The organism is Sphingobacterium sp. UT-1RO-CII-1, assembly GCF_026711005.1.
Classification (GTDB): Bacteria; Bacteroidota; Bacteroidia; order Sphingobacteriales; family Sphingobacteriaceae; genus Sphingobacterium.
The window spans coordinates 833,612-852,153 of record NZ_JAPPVJ010000002.1; the positions used below are offsets into that span (position 1 = coordinate 833,612).

Here is an 18,542-nt window from a genome sequence, read left to right on the forward strand (position 1 = left end):
AAATTAAAAATCTTGCTTCGAATATGCTTTTCTCCTTTTAGCATATAATAAAGATCTTATCTACCTCATTTAAGCCTTCCTACCTGCGCTTCTCTGCAACAATAGAATACAACAAAGGAAGTTTGTTTTCTATATACTTTATTCTAAACTTCTTTGGCTCAACCTCAATCATATTATTAAAAACATTATAAGGAGAATAATCATATTCTTTAAAATCCTTAAGATCTAAAGAATTATTTAGCAAGCTGGTCAGGACCTCACTTATACTGTGGTTCCAACTAACATACGATTGCACAATGCTTGCATTTTTGTCTGCATAGGTACCACTTTCAGTTTCAATTATGGGTTCTACATTAAAATAATTATAATTTATTTTTTCAAAATTATCGTCAAACATCCAAACTACAGGATGAAACTCCACAAACACAAACTTACCTTCAGGTTTCAAAAAACGAGATATTAAATTTGCCCACCTATCTAAATCGGGCAACCAGCCTATAGTGCCGTAGCTCGTAAACACAATATCAAACTGTTTATCGAGATGATTTTCTATATCGTATAGATCGCAGCAAATAAACTGCGCATTCGATCCGGTCTCTTTTGCTATTTCCCTGGCAGTTTCTATTGCCTTGTCCGACAAATCGACACCTACAACCTCAGCCCCTAATCTACTTAACGAGATACTATCTTGTCCAAAATGACACTGCAAATGCAAAATAGTTTTACCTTTTATATTTCCCAGCAACTCCATCTCAATAGGATTTAGCGATGTAGCTCCTTTCATAAAACTATCATGATTATAAAAATCCGATTTTAAATGTGTTTCTACTCTGTTATTCCAGGAGTGTCTATTAATCTCTATATAATTATGTTCAGGTTTCATACATTATCGTTCATTCCACATACTATGCAAGGTATAAAGTTCTACTTTTTTTTAAAAAATCTATCATATATTATTATTTTCCCTAAACCCTATAAAACATTAATATATTCTATAATACAAAATCACAGATATATATCTACATCGTCAATCTGACATTATAATAACTACATAAATATTCAAAAAAAAAGAGCGCCCATCTTCGATGCAGCGCCCCTATCTAAACAATGAAATAACGTCTTAAATTTTACTGATTTTTAATACCGTATTTGCATTTTCTACGGTTTCTTGCTTTTTACCAGCCTGTTTATTTGTCACATATATAGTTCCTGACACCGAATCTAACGTAATTGTGTTCGGTAAGCCTTTTGTAGGGATACGTTCCATTACCGTATAGTTTTCCATATCAATAACGGCCACTTCCTGTTTATTTCTATTAGCTGTATACAATAATCCACTATTTTCATCATACACCAGTCCTATTGGAGATGCATCATAACCTAAGTATACTTTCTGCACAATATTTCCTGTATGTGCATCCAAAACTGTAACATTATTATCATTAGATTGGCTCACAAATATTCTGTTTCCTCCTTTATCTAAAGCAATATTTATCGGGCAATAAGACCAAGTTTTGTACTGCCCTTCCAATACCCCCGACTCGCTGTTATAAACGAGAATATTACCTTCCATAGTTTGTGCATCTGTGGCGTATACACGCCCCTTCTCCGCATCAACATTCAACCCTAAAAGATAAGCATCTGATTTATCAAACGATCGTACAAACGTATTGTTTGTCCCGTCGATCTCCCACACTGAAGGATTTCCATGGTCAGAAACGTATACTTTATTTCGAATCTCATCAACCACAATTTCTCTTATTTTAGATTTATCTTTTCCACTGGATATAATGTGTTGCTTCTTTGTACTCAAATCAATAGCACTTACCGCATTCTGCAGCGAATGTCCTACATACAGTGTTTGCGTCTTACTATTCAACGCTATTCCAAAAGGAAGATATGTTCCCAACGAGATCGAATCCCTTACAGCCAAAGTTTCTCCGTCTAGCACATAGACAAAGTTTTCAACTTCTCTGTCAAACCCTGTCTTCGGGCCCGCCACATATACTAAACTATTCGTCGGATTATAAACTAATTGATACAGCTCATTGGGCAACTTTTGTACCTGATCAATTTTAAAACTAGCTTTATTTTCTTGGCTATATCCAAACGATGTACTTAAAATAAGGGCTGTCCCTAATAATATTTGCTTCATTTTTGTATTATTTAATTTAGACTTATTTTTAATAAGCTCTTAATATAGAGTAGCCTTACCTACGTATATACCGAAGTAACAAAAGAATTTAACTTCACTCTTTTTTTTAAATCGCTCGTATTTCGGTCAATAACCGAGTTTAAAAAAATTAATACTAAAGAATATTCCTCTTCCTATTTCTACAAAACGGCATAATTATTGACTTAGGGAAACCTTATTAAAACTATTTTTCATGAAAAACATTAAGTTCCTTTTTTTAGCTGTAATAGCTGGTGCATTTATTTTATCCTCATGTAGTAAAGACAAAGACCCCGCTCCTGGTGCTGGTGGTTTAGTAAAAGTACAATACAAAATTATTGGTTCATCCGATGTGAAAATAAGTACAATTGCCTATTACGATGGAGATAATGTTGTTACAAAAACAGGCAGTTTTGGAAGTGAATGGACAAGTGAGGGTACTATCAGCAGTAAAACACCCCTTATTTCAGCTAATGCACTTGGCACTAGTGATGCTTCGACATTAAAAGCTCAGATTCTAGTAGATGGCAAAGTGGTTAAAGAAAGTCCAAATTCAACAGGAAAAGTTCTACAAACAAGTGCTTCCTACTACTAATCTACAAGAGCCTAACCATTAATAGTTAGGCTCTTGTCTTATCACAACAATTTAGATAAAAATTACTATATCGCCTATCCTATTTAATAAAGTTGACGGCTCTATAGAAAAGATTGATGATATTATGAACCATAAAAAAAGGAAGTGTTTTTTAAACACCTCCTCATTCATATACCAAATTTTAAAATAGAAGCGACTATTTATTTGCTTTAATATTCAACTCTATATCTACTTCCTGCGAGATCATCCAATCTTTTGGGTCACCTTCTGTACCATAAGTCAAGCCCCAATCTTGTCTATTAATCGTAAATTTAGAAGCTACAGTTACAGCATCATCCGCAATTGTAGTTTTAGCAGGGAAAGTAACATTTACAGTCTGATCTTTAATAGTTAAGTTTCCACTAATAATATGTGTAGCACCTTCTACAACACTTACATCATTAGCAGCATCAAAATCTACTACACTAGTAATTTCAAATTTAGCTGTTGGATAGGTTTCTGCGTCAAAAAAATCAGCGGTTTTCAAATGGTTATCCAAATCTAAAGATGTTTTACCACCAGTTTTTAATGTATCAACAGAAGCTGCATCTGTTACGATGGATTTAATATCAATAATGAAAGATCCTGCAGTCAGCGTACCGTTTTCTACAGATACTGTACCTGTAGTAGCTAAGGTACCAAATCGCGGATCAAAGCCCCCTTTATGGTATCCCTTCCACTTCAATGTACTTGATGAAGAGTCTACTGTATACGTAGCGCCACTTTGCTCGGCAACTTGCTCTGCTGCTCCAGTTGTTGCTTTATCTCCAGTAGCTCCACCACAGGAATATAAAACGAAAGATGCTAAAACGGCTAAAAATGATAATTTTTTCATGCTATAAAATTTACTTTTTCTTAAAATCTGTGCAAAAATAACCGACAGTAAGTATATTTACACCATCAATTTCCAATTAGACACTAGTTTCCTTAAAGAAACTACATGCGTTATTTACAGCTTAATTTCTAATTTTGTGCAAGAGAGCAGTTTAGCTCATTCACTTTAAATAGATAAAGCAGTAAATCATAGTATACAAATGAAAAAGCAAGCTAAATTAACAAATACAGAGTTCTGCAGAAATAGAATCATAGCCATAAATGACACCATGCAGGTTCTTTCTGGCAAATGGAAATTTCATATCATAGGCACATTACTTATAGGTGGTAAAATGCGATTTATGGATCTGCTACGTGAAGTAGAAGGTATTGGTTCTAAAATGCTATCTAAAGAACTTCAGGACATGGAGATGAATCAATTGGTTACTCGTACTGTGCTAAATACAAAGCCAATAACAGTTGAATATGAAATTACAAGCTACGGACGTACATTAGAGCCCATTATTGACGAAATCGCACAATGGGGTGCTGCCTATCGTGAAGCGCTTCACAAATCGGACGATTAAAGGGTGCAACAGGTAATATGATTATTTTAATCGCAGGCGCATCCCATACTGGAAAAACACTTTTAGCGCAGAAACTAGTAGAAAAATACAAGTATTCCTCTCTTTCTCTTGATTTATTAAAAATGGGGCTGATAAGAAGCGGTCAAACCACTCTAACGCCCGAAGATGATAGCGAACTACAAGCTTACTTATGGCCTATTGTCAGTGAAATAATTAAAACAGCTATTGAAAACGATCAAAATCTTATTGTGGAAGGCATTTATATACCCTTTAGCTGGAAAGATGATTTTGAAAACAAGTATCTACAGCATATAAAACATTACTGTCTCATCCTGTCAGAAACATATATAAACAATCATTTCGCACAGATTAAGGACTTTGCCTGTGTTATAGAAAACAGACTAGATGATAATTACTGCACAATAGAATCTGTCCTGCATGACAATGCCCATAACTTAGCCATGTGCAAAAAACATGACTGTAATTATATACTCATTACAGATAACTATAACATAGATCTGGATCTATTTTAAAACACATCCTCTACTTCTTTACGAGCATATACTTTTATAAAAATACCTAGTACTAGGTATTTTTATAAAAAACAGTAAGGCTTATTTTTGAGAATGAAACATTCTCTGCTTTTTATCCTCTACAGTATACTGCCTCTACTGTTCCTAACGAGCAAAATATCTGCACAGGAATTCCAAACAATCAATGAGCCTTCAAAAAACAAGACTTACAATAACGCTGTAGCATTAGCCGATCAAGCCATCACTGCACTAAAACAAGGCGAAGTACCGGATGAATCTATATTCATGAAATACCTTATTAAAGCCCTTTCGGACAACAAAGAACAGACCGTCAGTGCTCAAAACCTATTTGTAAACCACATTATTGAAGCAGTCATGAACAGCACTGAAACAGAACCACGCTACGGCACTTTGGAGGAAGCAGGTCATATTGGCGGAGACTACATATTTCAAAAAAACAAACAATAAGCCATGCGGATATTTTTCACCTTACTTTTGACTGTTATTACCTTTTGTACTGCTCGCGCGCAATACAGAATGGGAATGGACTTTAGCGATAATACGTATAATGCTGTTCCTAAAAAGGCTACTCTCACACGGAGTTTAACCACTTTCCCTGCTGCAGCTAGTCTTAAAAAACACACCCCTATCCCTGGCAATCAAAGCCATTATGGCACTTGTACAGCATGGGCGGTAGCCTACACAGCGCGCACGACAGTAGAATCTATAAAAAACAACTGGACTGATAAAGACCATATAACAGCAAAAGCCTATTCACCAGCCTTTCTATTCAGACAGTTAAAACCACATGATAATGACTGCGACGGTGGTTCTGTTATTGATGATGCCTTACAGCTACTAAAAACTCAAGGCGCTGTAGCATTTGATCTGGTAAACGATTTATGCTTACCATCCCTAGATCAACAGTTACTAACAATTGCTGAAAACGAAAAAATAAAAGATTACATGCGTTTATTTGACCCCTATGTCTCGCAAGCAATAAAAATACAGACGGTTAAAAAAGCCATACATGAGCGCAAGCCTGTTATATTCGGCATGAATTGCCCACCATCCTTCATGCAGGCTAAAGAAGTATGGATCAGTAATGACGACCCTACAATAGATTATGGTGGACATGCCATGTGTGTCATCGGTTATGACGACAATAAGTATGGTGGCGCTTTCGAAGTACAAAATAGTTGGAGCACGAACTGGGGGAATGGAGGCTACACTTGGATCAGATACCAAGATTTTGCAAACTTCACACGCTATGCCTACGAAATTATTGATCTGCCAGTAGCCAAAAAAGGCACGATCGATTTGGCTGGAACTATCGAACTAAAAATGGAAGATGGGCAAAATATGCCTATCGAAAAAAAGATGTTGAGCCGCGGTTTAGAGATTGTACCCGTCATAAAAAACAACGGTCCTTTCACCACTTATACCTCCAAACAATCCTATCCCTCAGGCACAAAATTCCGCATAGCTATACAAAATAACCAACCGGCATACGTCTACGCCATCAGCACAGACATGACACAAAAAATCACAAAAATATTTCCTTTCGAAGACGGAATAAGTGCCGCATTAACAGATAGTATCAACAATATCCTTATCCCCGACGAGAACTATTTTATTGCATTCGACCAGCAGCCCGGCACCGATTTACTCTGTGTCTTATACTCCAAAGATGAGATAGACTATAACAATCTAGTCGAAAAAATACATCTTGAACAAGGAACATTCAGCGAGCGATTACTTAAAGTACTCGGCGATAAATTGGTCAGTCCAAAAGATATAAATTTTGAGAATAGCACAATTTCCTTTGCCAGCAACAGTCAGGGAAAAACCGTCGTTCCTTTGATTGTAGAATTAAAACATCATTAAAACAACAATCCAACCATGACTAAATACCTAATCATAACACTTTCTTGTTTTTTTTTAACGCAATCTGCTCTTGCTCAAGAAAAACAACTTAGTAAAAGCAAAACACTTTCTATTCTTGAAGATATTTCATATCATATTCGTAGAAAAGAATATGACCAAGCCGAAGATAAAGCCAAGCGAGCCCTCAACTTTGGTTATGAAGGTTACAAATACCTTATTTATTCAAGATATGCTGAACTAAAAGTATATATTAATGATATCCCTGGCTCAAGAGAGTATTTTAATTTAGCTTTAAAAAATTCGCCTACAAAATTCCCATACGACGTACATTATGTACGTCTAAGAAGCTATTATTTACATAGCAACCCCAACGAGATATTTAATGCGGCTAATGATTGGTTTGACAATATCGTTGAAAGTGGCAAACCACCTAAACAACATACCACATGGCAATTTCTTATTGACAAATATTTAGAATCAGCTTTATTACTAAACAGACGTGATGCTTTAGTAAAAATTGAAGAAAAATCGAAACAACTTGAAAGTGGAAAATGGGTTTCAGATTTAGCAAGTGTATACGTAGCTCTAATTGACAATAATTATGATCATGCAATACACCTAGCTAACCAGATAGCAACCAATGGCTTGGGCTTCATGAACTCTAAATTGTATGGAAAAGATTACCTTTTAAGAATATATTTACACATCGGTGATGTCCAAAAAGCTGAAGAAAGTATTGAAGTTCTAAAAAAACATATTTTCGTGAAAGAAGGCTATTTCGAAGAAGCTCGTGCTGAGATCGCATTACACAAAAAAGACTACCTCACCACCATAGATTATACAAAAAAATTATTTAAAGGATCAAAGGGGCTTCTTTGGGTACGTTGGGATGTTTCCAATCAATACAAACTATATTATTTCCAAGCCAAAGCTTACGAAGGCCTTAATAATTACTCAGAAGCAAAAAGAAACTATGAAGCTTCCTTAACTTACTACCCCGGCTATTCCTTAGCCGAAGAAGGCTTAGCCAATTTAATTACTAAAATGGAGGAAAATCGTGCTATCGATCAAACACCGCCAACTATCGAGATTACAACTCCAGTGTTGCAACGAGGATTGGAAATTGTAACTGCCAAAACCGAGATCATGATAAAAGGAATCGCAAAAGATGATTCGGGCATACAGTCTGTCAGCATAGACGGAAAAACTATCTATTCTAAAGAAACAGGTGAATTTTGGGGAAACTACCTCCCTCAAGCAGATATCGATTCCGTAAAAATAACAGCGATAGATTTAGCAGGCAATACCGCTGATAAATGGTTAGTCATCAACAGCTCCAAAACCGAATCAATAATTCAAACAGCTAAAACCACCACCCCGCAGGGCAAAAACTATTGTCTGCTAATCGCTTCACAAAACTACGAAGACACCAGTATTCCATCTCTAGAAAAACCCATTGGCGATGCGATCAAACTAAAGCTTATCCTAAAAAGGAAATACAATTTTCAAGACGACAACATATTCACTTCTTTCAATCCATCACAAAATGACTTGAAGAAGGTATTCACCATGTTATCTGAAGAAATAGGCGAAAATGATAATCTTGTTATCTTTTACGCCGGACACGGTATATGGTCTGAGCAGGATAAAAAAGGCTATTGGTTGTTGGCTGATGCACGCTATGCCGATAAAAACACTTGGTTTCCCAACAAATCTATGTTAAGCCTTATCGGCAACATTACCTCTCGAAATACACTTTTAATTACAGATGCCTGTTTTTCGGGCAGTGTATTCCGAACCCGTGGTATAAACAAAGAAAATACAGTTGCAGAGACACTATCCAACAAAATAGCACGTGTAGCCATCACTTCCGGCAACGACAGCGAAGTTCCGGATGAATCCGTATTCATGCGGTATCTCATTCAAGCATTAGAGAACAATAATGAAAAGTCGTTAAGTTCTCAAAAGATGTTTGTAAACCACATTATTGAAGCTGTTATGACCGAGTCTAATACCGAGCCTCGATACGGGACATTAGAAGAGGCCGGCCACGTGGGTGGTGACTTTATTTTTACAAAAAATTAATAATTACTTAACTTGTCTATAACCAAGGTTTTACTGAAATTAGTAACGCAATTAAGCAAGGCTAATTAAACATTTTAGATAAACCAAACCGAGCTTATCAAATAAATACGGAGTATCCATGAGTTCGGTTAAAGATATACACAAACCAATAATTATTTACATATGAAATATACAGTATTACTATTAGTCGCTCTCCTTATTTTTTCTTCTTGTCAGAACGAAACTAAACAGGAAATAAGTGATAACCCCGAAAACAGCAGTACAACAACATCAGAAAATCAGCCTTCTCCTAGCCAAACGGTAGAAGACATCGCTACACTTGATTTAGAAAGCATACCGGTCAGCGATACCGACATTGGTGCTTTTCCTTACTTTACACTGCCAAAAGGACTTAAGCCTATAAACAGTTCTTTCTTAAAAAATTTGGATGTTTGTTTTTTCCCGATCAACGGTACCATGACACCATTTGAAGGAAAATTATATAAAATAAACATTACAGAAGAACAAGGAGAACAATTTTCTAAAATATATCTTGAAAGATCTTTAGAAGAATACTTAAATTCTATTGGAGCTGTTAAGGTTTTCGACGGCCAGATCGGTCGTGAAGAATACGAGCGCTACAACAAACAAGACCCTAATAAAGGAGATGAGGGCGACATAGGCTATGCTGATGAAAACATTAAGTTCTATGTTATACGAAATAAAAAAGAAGGTAATATTTTCATTCAATTCACAGCCAACAACTTTGGGGGTAAATTAAATGTTTTAAAAGAAGGTATATTAGAACAAACTATCACCAAAATAACAGCTGATGAAATAGTTCATGATCTTACGAGTCAAGGAAAGTCTATTTTATATATCAATTTTGACACCGACAAGTCCGTTATAACCCATGATGGCAAAGAAGTAGTACAGCAAATTATCGAAGCACTCAAAAAAGAAAGCGCCCTTCATATCACAATTGAAGGGCATACTGACAATACAGGCGACGCTACCCGCAATAAAAAGTTATCCAACGAAAGAGCAGAAGCTGTTTTAAAAGCTTTGACAAGCGGCGGTATTGATAATACACGATTAACAGCAAAAGGATTTGGTTCAGAGCGCCCTCTCGTCGCGAATGACAGCGAAGAAGGTAAAGCTAAAAACAGACGTGTAGAGCTTATCAAAACAAATTAATCTATAAATTGTAATCAACACGAGTTTTTCTATTTTAAGAATATCTTCCTATATTGTTAGGCCAGTAGTCCCGCTGGCACGGGACTCTGAACCACTAAACAACCATGCAATGCAAATTGCATAACTAAACAACAAGCCAAGCAGCTTGAATCTTAAATTTCTTTTAAAGCCATTTTATTTATGTTAGCAAACATGATAAGATGGCTTTTACATTTATGTTCAGCCACTTAAAGTGCCGACATAGACTAAAAAAGTTGTAGAAAATGTGTTTTATTTCATAACTCATCATCTTTTTATATATGAGTCACGTGGTTGAGAAAGTTTATAGTACGGGCTTCTATCAACCGCTCCACAAGGCTCTGACCCCTCCCAAAACGGCTAACGATAGTTGCCCGTGCTATAGTATGTACAAAGGTACAAAAATATCGCATCGGGCATTAAACTATCGATCTCGTTTGGGTTTTTATTGTCAGAGTTTGTGAACGAGACTCTTTTTAATTTAATGCAAAAAAATCAATAAAATCTGGTCATTGATTTCAATATAAACGAAGATAACAAATTAATTTTAAGTACATAACAAAAAGGCACTTTAATTTAAAGACTTACTTTTGGGACAAAAAAACATAAATAAGCTGTAGTTTTTAGTTAATTTAAGCTTCGTAAAAAAGTTTCGTTTAACATTCATACAGTTTGAAAACAAAAATCCCTATACATTACAAAGAACTCGGAGACATCGGTATTGAAGTAGTTCCTTTTACAAATTTGTCCATAGGTCCGGGAATCCCTCACCGAGATGATCACTACATGTTTATACTTCAGCAAAAAGGGCAATCTGTTTGGACTATTGATTTCAAAGAATGGGAGCTTGTCGACAGTACTTTTTGTTTTGTTGCGCCTGGTCAAGTCCACCAATCCTTAAAAAACAAACATATAGAAGGCTGGCTTATTTTTGTTGAGTCCGAACTGATCCTTCTCGAACACCGGTTATTATTGGATAGCTTTATGCATCATCAACAAACCAAGACAGTCAGCCCTCAACACCCCCTTTATACTTTAAGCCATATCTTAAATAAATTCATTTCCGATAAAGAAACCACTGTTGACTCTTCTATTATACATTCATATGTATACGCTTTAACGGGTCTTTTCGCCCGGTCTTTTATAACCACGCAACAAAGCAATATAAATACAAATAGTCATAAATATCAATTAATCTATTCCTTTAGAAACTTGATAAAACAACAGTTTAAGGAAATAAAACAAGTAAAAGACTATGCCTCGCAGTTAAATATCACCCCTTTATATCTAAACGAAGTGAGCAAAGAAATAACAGGTTTTATAGCAAGTTATTGGATTCAAAAAGAAATATTACTAGAAGCTCAACGTCTTCTTTTTCATACCGATTTAGATGTAAAAGAAATTGCATTTGTTCTGGGATACGACGACTACACTTATTTTTCTCGATTCTTCAAAAAAAACACCGGGACTACAGCTAGTCTATTTAGAAAGAAAAACCATGATTTGTCCAATCATAAACATCAATAGCCAATTATTGCCTTAGTAATAGCTTCTATTTTTGCATCTGTAAAATCATTAATTCTACAGATATGAAAGAACAGAACAGACCCATGTGGTCCATCAGTCCGATTATTGTATCGGTATTTGCCATATACCTCTGTATAGGTATCATGCTAGGGACTCTTCCCACATTAATAAAAAACGAGCTCCATTTTAGTGCACTAATCGTCGGAGCTGTAATCAGCATACAATTTATTGCGACCTTATTAACAAGAGCCTACGCCGGAAAAATTGCCGATACCCAAGGGGCTAAGACAGCCAAACATTACGGAGTAATTATGTCCGTAATAAGTGGCGTCATCTATATTTTAAGTTATTATTTTAAAGATCTACATTTAATAGCTTTACTTCTATTATTCGTTGCTCGAATAGCCCACGGTATATCAGAAAGCCTTGCCGTAACGGGTGCCTTAACTTGGGGCATAGGTTTAGTAGGTCAGCAAAAATCAGGAAAAGTCATGACCTGGAATGGCATTGCCATGTATGCCGGAATTGCCTTAGGTGCACCTTTAGCTATCTATTTAACGAGTACATTGGGTACTATATATGTATTTAGTTTAATGATTGTCCTATCAGCTATCAGTTGGTTATGTACAATTCGTCTTCCAAATTTAGCGGTTGACCCCTCCTATCAACGTACACCTTTCTACAAAGTAATCAGTAAAATATCAGATCAGGGACTAGCCTTGGCATTTTCATCAATAGGCTTTGCCTGTATCTCCTCTTTTATTGCTTTATTATTTACAGAGAAAAGTTGGTTAAATCCCTCATGGGCATTTTTAACTTTTGGTAGTTTCTATGTACTTACCCGTATTTTCTGTGCTTCCTTACCTGATAAATTCGGAGGCTATAGAGTAGCCATTGTGTCTTTCATTATTGAAATCATAGGACAATTACTTATTGCTTTCGCAACATCAGAATTTATGGCTATTCTAGGTTGTAGTTTAACAGGCATTGGCTTTTCGCTGGTGTTTCCTGCCCTTGGTGTCCTAGCTATACAGAAAGTCAGTCCGCAAATGAGAGGAACGGCTCTAGGCGCATATGCGGCCTTCTTTGATATTTCATTAGGTATAGCCGGCCCCATTGCAGGGATAATAGCCGGTCTTTATGGTTATCAATCCATCTATTTTTTTGGGGCAATAAGTGCGCTGATATCTATGCTTATTTTAATAATAAAAGCAAAACAATAAAAACAGGTCTTTACAAGCAACTGTATCTTTTTTGTCCATATGTATATAATTTGGCTCTTCTTTGCCCTATGGAATATCCGCATTATCGTTATGTACGATTTTATTTCCACTGGTATACATGCTGCTTCGCTGTCGTTCATATTTAAAAAACCTGTCTTATATCCATATTTCATATAGCTCTAAAAAACGAATAGGTGCCGCCTGGGAAGCGGTCACCTATTTCTCTACCTATGAAAATTTATACCTTAACGGTATGTTGAAAACATATATTAATATTCCAGAACCTCAACCTCCGTACGGCGGTTAGCCTGGTGTTCTGCAATCGTACATGCAACGCCATTACTACACTTATTTACCAAGCGGCTCTCGCCATAACCTTTCGCTACTAAACGATCACGGGCAATACCACGGCTGATCAGGTATTCAACTGCCGAGTCGGCACGGCGCTGTGAAAGCTTCATGTTGTAGCTGTCGCTACCACGGCTGTCCGTATGGCTCGAAAGCTCAATACGCAGCGTAGGGTTATCACGCATCGTACGAACCAATTCGTCCAGGATAACAGCTGCATCCTTACGGATGTTGTGTTTATCAAAATCGTAGTAGATGTTCTCCAGAACAAATTTATCACCAACCGTAAACACAGGCTCTAAGTATAGCGCAACCTGGATAACAGTATCACGCAAAGGGTTAACACCTGCTATAGACACAGAGTCGGCATGGTAGCCTTCTTTGTTAGCCAGAACACGGTAGTAGGTGTCTTTGTTCAGATCAAACCCGAACGAACCATCCGCACCACCAACCTTGCGTGAGACAATCTGACGCTCTGCTGTATACAGCGTAACACCCGCTCCCGGGATAAGATCGCCAGTTTTCTTGTCGTAAACCAAACCTTCCAGACGGATCTGGATCTTAGGCTTTACAAAACCGAAGGAGTAGATATCATCGCCCCCAACACCACCTACACGGTTGGAAGAAAGGTAACCGTAGATACCCTCTTCGTTGTCTTCGGAAACGTAGTAAGAGAAGTCATCACCCGCCGAGTTGATCGGGAACTGTAGGTTATGACGTCCGCTGAAGGAGGATTTTGCACCATACGCGCAGAAAATATCCAAACCGCCCATACCCGCAAAACCGTTGCTCGAATAGTAAAGTTCTTCGCCTAAGATTGTAGGGAACATTTCATCGCCGGCAGAGTTTACTTCGCTGCCCGCATTCTGGGGTGCACCCCAGCTGCCGTCAGCCTGTAATTCAGAATACCAGATGTCTACACCCCCATAGCCACCCGGCATGTTCGAAGCATAGTAAAGTGTCTGTCCGTCCAGGCTTAAACTGGCATGGCCAAGCGAATATTCTTTAACATTGTTATAAGCAAAGTCTTCCTCGGCCCAGCTATCACCCTGACGGGTGTAGATCTTAAGTTCCAGGTTGTGGCGCTTAGCACGGTGACCAAGTTCTTTATGGGTCTCTGTGTCGCTGCCCGGGTAGGTACGTGTGATATACAGCACATCACCCGCCATGTTTGTACTGATCGGGCCAACGTGGTAGGCCGATTCGTTGAAAACGTCCAGCATCATAACAGGCTTGGTCAGGCTCACCTCCTGGCTTAAGCGCTCGGTAGAGTAGATCTTAAGGTATGCCTGTCCCGTCATACCGCTGCGCTTACCAAAAACTGTAAGCGGCTCGCCAGCATAAACAGCTGCTCCGCTGCTAGTCGGGAATAGCCCAAACTCGTTAAGCGAAGTGTTCACTTCTTTTTCGTTGACAATACGGTGGCTCGTAGGGTTAGCCATCCAAAGCTGTGCTGAATCGCAGCCTGCAATAGCAAGTTCGATGCCCGCACTGTTGCCCGACTGGGCTGCATATTTCTTGTACTGTTCTTTTGCCTCGGCGTATTTACCGTTCTGTTTCAGAACCTCGGCATAGTGCCATAAAGAAATAGCTTCATGGTCCTTAGCCTGAACAGCACGGGCATACCAGTTTTCTGCAAGCTCATAGTTCTTTAAATACATGTAGCTCGAAGCCAAACGCTCGAAGTCTGCTGTACGAGGTTTCTTGCTATCGGCAAGTTTGCTGTAAAGATCTATCGCATGTGCATATTCATAGCGCTCATACTGCTGCTCGGCACGCTTGCGCAAGCTCGGCTGTTCCTGCCCAACAGCATCGCCCAAGCTAAAAAGCAAGGCGATCGAGAGCAGACCTGTCGTATAATATCTTTTGTTCATCTTCTTCTTTTCTGTTTACAATTATACCCTAAAGGGATACTTAGAAATAACGCGGACTCAAGATCTGGCGCAGAGACTGACCGAAGGTAATACCGAGCGTGATCTCGTGTGTACCGTTCTGAAGACCGCTCATTTTGTTCAGCATCAGATCATACGAGTAACCTATACGGAAACGATCAGTAGCATAAAACTGGGCAATGCCCGTAATTGCGTTCGTTGCGCTAAGTTTCATCGGCGAGTTGTCAAAGTAGTCACGTTTGAACAAACGTGCACGCGTACGGTAGCCCCCGCCGATCCAGAATTTATCGTTGAAAATAAACATTGCGTTAATATCCAGGGAAGTTGGGCCTTTGAAGTCGTCTTTTACTAAAATGCTGGGACGCAGGTTCAGGCCTTCTTCCAGCTCGAAAAGTGCACCCGCAATAAAGTAAGCGCTGACGTTACGGTAAAGGCTTTCCAGCGAGTTCTCGTTGAAGCGAAACTCGTCGTTGTTACTCGCATTGGAGAAAAGATCCTGAACAGCCAGACCTGCATACCATTTAGGGTTGTAGTAGTACACACCTAAGCGGATGTCGGGGCGCCAGTTGCTGATTTTGCCCGCAGGGATAGAAATATCCCCCGTTTCAACAGCCTGAAGTTTATTGCCGTCCAGGCCGTACTGCGTTACCCCAGCAGCAACACCTAATGACAGCCGCTGCGTATCTTCATCATCCAGCTGCAAACGAAGCGCGTAGTTGGCAAAGATAGAGGTAGCCGATTGCGCGCCTAATTTATCGCCCGTAATCTGTAGGCCAACTCCATGCCGGCGGTTCTCATCAAGAACTCCGTCAATAGATACAGAACCCGTTTTTGGAGCTCCCTCCCAGCCTGTCCATTGGCTACGAAGACCGGTCTGGGCAAACCACTCCTCTTTATAACCCGTGTAGGCAGGGTTAACGCTGATCGAGTTGAAAATATACTGCGTAAACTGGATGCTCTGCTGGGCGTGGGTTTTAACCCCGCCCAACAGCATCATGCCTACAATAAAATATCTAAACTTATTTTTCATTGTGTTTCTTTTAACAATCACTTATTAACGTGTCTTAATCAATACCCATCCTTTGATCTTATTCGAATTACCACCTTTGTGTGTCGTAATGATGTAGTAATAAGTACCTTCATTCAGACCTTTACCATCCCAGGTGTTACGGTAGTTCGTGCTCTTATAGACCTCATTACCCCAACGGTTAATGATTAATACATCTACCTGATCAAAGTTTTCCATACCGATAATTTCAAACACATCGTTCACGCCGTCACCGTTTGGTGTAAATACGTTCGGAATAAATAAGTCCGACGATTTGATAACCACATGCGCCATAGCTTCACTACAGTTGCTCGGGTTTAATACCTCGCAAATCGTGTACGGGAATTCGTATGTACCTGGTCTGGTTGACGCTGGTACATTTATAGTACCATCAGGATTCATCGTTAAGCTTGGCTCACTCGGTATTCCCGGACGTAAAGTTACTTTCGATAAATCTACAGCTCCTTCATTAAATGTGTCATTATCCAACACACTTGCTGTAATACTGTTATCTCTACTCCACTCTACTGTCAGCTCATCATCTTTTGCTCTGATAGGTGTAGGCAATACTTCCAGCTCTACTGTCGCTTTATCACAATTCGAAGGATTCAGCACCTCACATATCTGATAGAAAATCGTATGTATTCCTGCTTTAGTTCCTGGCGCTATCGTGATCGTACCGTCTATATTTAACGTCAATCCTTCTGGCGCATCATCCAACCATGTAAGCTTCACATCTGTCGGAACAAGCGATTTTTTATTCAATAAATCATTGTCCAACACGCTTGGTGTCTGCGTTCCTTGCTCGCCGCCCACACCTACAAACTTGTCATTAACTGCGTCGATTTCTGGTGCTTCCACTATAATAGTCGCAATTGCATCTGCACAATTTGTCGGGTTCAACAATTCACATATTCTATATGTATAAACATATTCCCCTTTCGGTGTATTAGGTGCAACATTAATGGTTCCATCCGCATACATCACAATACCTTTATGCGGTGAAGTTCCAGGTGTCAGCTTAATATCTTTCGCATCAACCGGTTTTCCATTTAATACATCATTATCTAATACACTTGGTGTTCTATCTCCATCTTTACCGTTGTAAGGCCCAAATTTATCATCTACAGCCTTGATTTCTGCTTCTTCAACCACTATAGTGATTGTAGTAGTTGCACAGTTGCTTGGGTTTAACACTTCACATATCTGATAAGGCACCTCATACTCACCTGCCGGAGTTTCCGGAGATACTGTAATTGTTCCATCAGGATTAGGTGTTATTCCTTTATTCGGAGTTTTGCCCCATGTCAACACCACTTCACTTGGGTCAACAGGCTTATTATTCAATCTGTCATTATCTATAACACTTGGTGTTTTACCACCGTCCTTACCGTTAATTGCCGGAGGCGTGTCAACAACAGCTTCGATTGGAGCCGGTGTCACCGTAACAGTAACCGTAGTTGTCGAACAGTTGTCAGGGTTCAATACCTCACAGATTTTATACGTAATCTCGTAATCTCCTGCCGGTGTTGCCGGATCAACAGTTACAATACCTGTACTTGGATCAAGTGTAGGAACAGGCTCGCCTGGATTACGTGGCGTAGCCGGAGTCTCAACTGTAACCGTAACCTCCGTACCGATATCTTTCGGATCGATAGGGTCACCGTTCAGCGTGTCGTTCTCAACTACACTTGGTGTTTTACCACCGTCCTTACCGTTTATTGCCGGTGGCGTGTCCACAACTGCTTCGATTGGTGCTGCATCTACTGTAATAGTTATTGTAGCCTGTGCACAGTTGCTCGGGTTCAATACTTCACATATACTATATGTTAAAGTATAATCACCTGCTGCTGTTCCTGGCTTAACATCTACACCACCTTTTGCGTTGAACACAACGCCAGCTATCAATGCTCCGTTCTTATCTAAGAATTTAACAGGATCAGTAATTGTCACACCGTTTACAGCTATTACAACATCTTTAGGCAACACCTGAACCCCGTCCAGTAAATCGTTCACTAAAGCATTCAATACATCTGTTTTACCTGTTTTTCCATTTATACCTCTAACAGCATCATCATCTGCAGTAATCGGTCTCCATGGAAGTGGTGTAATTGTACAATCAGCACAAGTCGGATCTGTAGGATCATTAGGGTCTACAGGATTACCTGATTTAGACTCTGCTTCTACAGGCTCACCCTTCGGATCTTTACCTTTACCTTTCGCTATATTAGAAACATAGCCTGCATCCATATCCGCTTGCGTAATCGTATGGAATGCTTCTAACACTTTTGCTTTCCCTACTTCTAATTCTACAATCGTTCCAACATTTAAATTATCTGCATTTTCATCCGTAACAACAATATCAAAAAGTGTTACATTACCTGTGTTCTTAACTTCTATTTCATATTTAATTACATCACCTGCGTGTAAGAATCCAGCTGCTGGAAGACTTGTTTTTACAATTTCCATACTAGCATCTTTCACTAATGGTGTAACCGTACAATCTGTACAGCCTGGATAGTCTGGATCCTCTGCCGGGTAATCCGGATCACTAGGATCTAGTGGATTAGGGTCTTTAGACGTTACAGGAACTTCTTT

Annotated in this window: 15 protein-coding genes; 9 read left to right on the forward strand and 6 right to left on the reverse strand. The window is 38.8% G+C overall.

All coding sequences use genetic code 11. The features are described 5' to 3' along the window. Nucleotides 1-79 precede the first annotated feature (79 nt). Both ORI89_RS07395 and ORI89_RS07400 read right to left on the reverse strand, forming a co-directional pair. Nucleotides 80-883, reverse strand: coding sequence for a class I SAM-dependent methyltransferase (locus ORI89_RS07395; protein WP_268229808.1), 804 nt, complete (start codon nt 881-883; stop codon nt 80-82). Between the two features lie 237 nt (nt 884-1,120). Next, nucleotides 1,121-2,155: a YncE family protein gene (locus ORI89_RS07400; protein WP_268229809.1), complete on the reverse strand. Its 1,035-nt coding sequence runs from the start codon at nt 2,153-2,155 to the stop codon at nt 1,121-1,123. A gap of 232 nt (nt 2,156-2,387) precedes the next feature. On the opposite strand from ORI89_RS07400, the gene ORI89_RS07405 reads away from it, so the two are divergent. Then, complete coding sequence (locus tag ORI89_RS07405; RefSeq protein WP_268229810.1) at nt 2,388-2,768, forward strand: MmpS family transport accessory protein; 381 nt, start codon at nt 2,388-2,390, stop codon at nt 2,766-2,768. A gap of 196 nt (nt 2,769-2,964) precedes the next feature. Here ORI89_RS07405 and ORI89_RS07410 read toward each other — a convergent pair whose 3' ends face one another. Further along, nucleotides 2,965-3,642 carry a YceI family protein gene (locus ORI89_RS07410; protein ID WP_268229811.1) on the reverse strand — a complete coding sequence of 226 codons (678 nt, stop codon included), beginning with the start codon at nt 3,640-3,642 and terminating at the stop codon, nt 2,965-2,967. Nucleotides 3,643-3,841: 199 nt separating this feature from the next. Between ORI89_RS07410 and ORI89_RS07415 the strand changes: the two genes are divergently transcribed. The 8 genes from ORI89_RS07415 (at nt 3,842) to ORI89_RS07450 (ending at nt 12,656) form a co-directional block, all read left to right on the forward strand. Continuing rightward, a complete protein-coding gene (locus ORI89_RS07415; RefSeq protein WP_268229812.1) occupies nt 3,842-4,207 on the forward strand; it encodes a winged helix-turn-helix transcriptional regulator in 366 nt (121 codons plus the stop codon). Between the two features lie 17 nt (nt 4,208-4,224). Further along, nucleotides 4,225-4,740 carry an adenylate kinase gene (locus tag ORI89_RS07420; RefSeq protein WP_268229813.1) on the forward strand — a complete coding sequence of 172 codons (516 nt, stop codon included), beginning with the start codon at nt 4,225-4,227 and terminating at the stop codon, nt 4,738-4,740. Nucleotides 4,741-4,833: 93 nt separating this feature from the next. Further along, nucleotides 4,834-5,208 (forward strand): hypothetical protein, encoded by a 375-nt coding sequence (locus ORI89_RS07425; RefSeq protein ID WP_268229814.1) that lies wholly within the window; start codon nt 4,834-4,836, stop codon nt 5,206-5,208. Between the two features lie 3 nt (nt 5,209-5,211). After that, nucleotides 5,212-6,627 carry a C1 family peptidase gene (locus tag ORI89_RS07430; protein WP_268229815.1) on the forward strand — a complete coding sequence of 472 codons (1,416 nt, stop codon included), beginning with the start codon at nt 5,212-5,214 and terminating at the stop codon, nt 6,625-6,627. Between the two features lie 15 nt (nt 6,628-6,642). Beyond that, nucleotides 6,643-8,712 (forward strand): caspase family protein, encoded by a 2,070-nt coding sequence (locus tag ORI89_RS07435; RefSeq protein ID WP_268229816.1) that lies wholly within the window; start codon nt 6,643-6,645, stop codon nt 8,710-8,712. Nucleotides 8,713-8,874: 162 nt separating this feature from the next. Beyond that, nucleotides 8,875-9,888, forward strand: coding sequence for an OmpA family protein (locus ORI89_RS07440; RefSeq protein ID WP_268229817.1), 1,014 nt, complete (start codon nt 8,875-8,877; stop codon nt 9,886-9,888). Between the two features lie 690 nt (nt 9,889-10,578). Then, nucleotides 10,579-11,433 carry a helix-turn-helix domain-containing protein gene (locus ORI89_RS07445; RefSeq protein WP_268229818.1) on the forward strand — a complete coding sequence of 285 codons (855 nt, stop codon included), beginning with the start codon at nt 10,579-10,581 and terminating at the stop codon, nt 11,431-11,433. A 62-nt stretch (nt 11,434-11,495) separates the two neighbouring features. Next, nucleotides 11,496-12,656: an MFS transporter gene (locus tag ORI89_RS07450; RefSeq protein WP_268229819.1), complete on the forward strand. Its 1,161-nt coding sequence runs from the start codon at nt 11,496-11,498 to the stop codon at nt 12,654-12,656. Nucleotides 12,657-12,925: 269 nt separating this feature from the next. Here ORI89_RS07450 and ORI89_RS07455 read toward each other — a convergent pair whose 3' ends face one another. The 3 genes from ORI89_RS07455 to ORI89_RS07465 form a co-directional block, all read right to left on the reverse strand. Beyond that, complete coding sequence (locus ORI89_RS07455) at nt 12,926-14,878, reverse strand: OmpA family protein (RefSeq protein WP_268229820.1); 1,953 nt, start codon at nt 14,876-14,878, stop codon at nt 12,926-12,928. A 40-nt stretch (nt 14,879-14,918) separates the two neighbouring features. Continuing rightward, the gene (locus tag ORI89_RS07460) at nt 14,919-15,926 is read right to left on the reverse strand and encodes a PorP/SprF family type IX secretion system membrane protein (RefSeq protein WP_268229821.1); all 1,008 of its coding nucleotides are present in this window, start codon (nt 15,924-15,926) and stop codon (nt 14,919-14,921) included. 24 nt (nt 15,927-15,950) lie between these two features. Then, nucleotides 15,951-18,542: gliding motility-associated C-terminal domain-containing protein (locus ORI89_RS07465; RefSeq protein ID WP_268229822.1), on the reverse strand; the 2,592-nt coding region annotated here is incomplete at its 5' end.

Bases quoted from the DNA above. Each gene is read 5' to 3' on its own strand.
- ORI89_RS07395 (WP_268229808.1), bottom strand. From the start codon at position 883: ATGAAACCTGAACATAATTATATAGAGATTAATAGACACTCCTGGAAT.
- ORI89_RS07400 (WP_268229809.1), bottom strand. From the start codon at position 2,155: ATGAAGCAAATATTATTAGGGACAGCCCTTATTTTAAGTACATCGTTT.
- ORI89_RS07405 (WP_268229810.1), top strand. From the start codon at position 2,388: ATGAAAAACATTAAGTTCCTTTTTTTAGCTGTAATAGCTGGTGCATTT.
- ORI89_RS07410 (WP_268229811.1), bottom strand. From the start codon at position 3,642: ATGAAAAAATTATCATTTTTAGCCGTTTTAGCATCTTTCGTTTTATAT.
- ORI89_RS07415 (WP_268229812.1), top strand. From the start codon at position 3,842: ATGAAAAAGCAAGCTAAATTAACAAATACAGAGTTCTGCAGAAATAGA.
- ORI89_RS07420 (WP_268229813.1), top strand. From the start codon at position 4,225: ATGATTATTTTAATCGCAGGCGCATCCCATACTGGAAAAACACTTTTA.
- ORI89_RS07425 (WP_268229814.1), top strand. From the start codon at position 4,834: ATGAAACATTCTCTGCTTTTTATCCTCTACAGTATACTGCCTCTACTG.
- ORI89_RS07430 (WP_268229815.1), top strand. From the start codon at position 5,212: ATGCGGATATTTTTCACCTTACTTTTGACTGTTATTACCTTTTGTACT.
- ORI89_RS07435 (WP_268229816.1), top strand. From the start codon at position 6,643: ATGACTAAATACCTAATCATAACACTTTCTTGTTTTTTTTTAACGCAA.
- ORI89_RS07440 (WP_268229817.1), top strand. From the start codon at position 8,875: ATGAAATATACAGTATTACTATTAGTCGCTCTCCTTATTTTTTCTTCT.
- ORI89_RS07450 (WP_268229819.1), top strand. From the start codon at position 11,496: ATGAAAGAACAGAACAGACCCATGTGGTCCATCAGTCCGATTATTGTA.
- ORI89_RS07455 (WP_268229820.1), bottom strand. From the start codon at position 14,878: ATGAACAAAAGATATTATACGACAGGTCTGCTCTCGATCGCCTTGCTT.
- ORI89_RS07460 (WP_268229821.1), bottom strand. From the start codon at position 15,926: ATGAAAAATAAGTTTAGATATTTTATTGTAGGCATGATGCTGTTGGGC.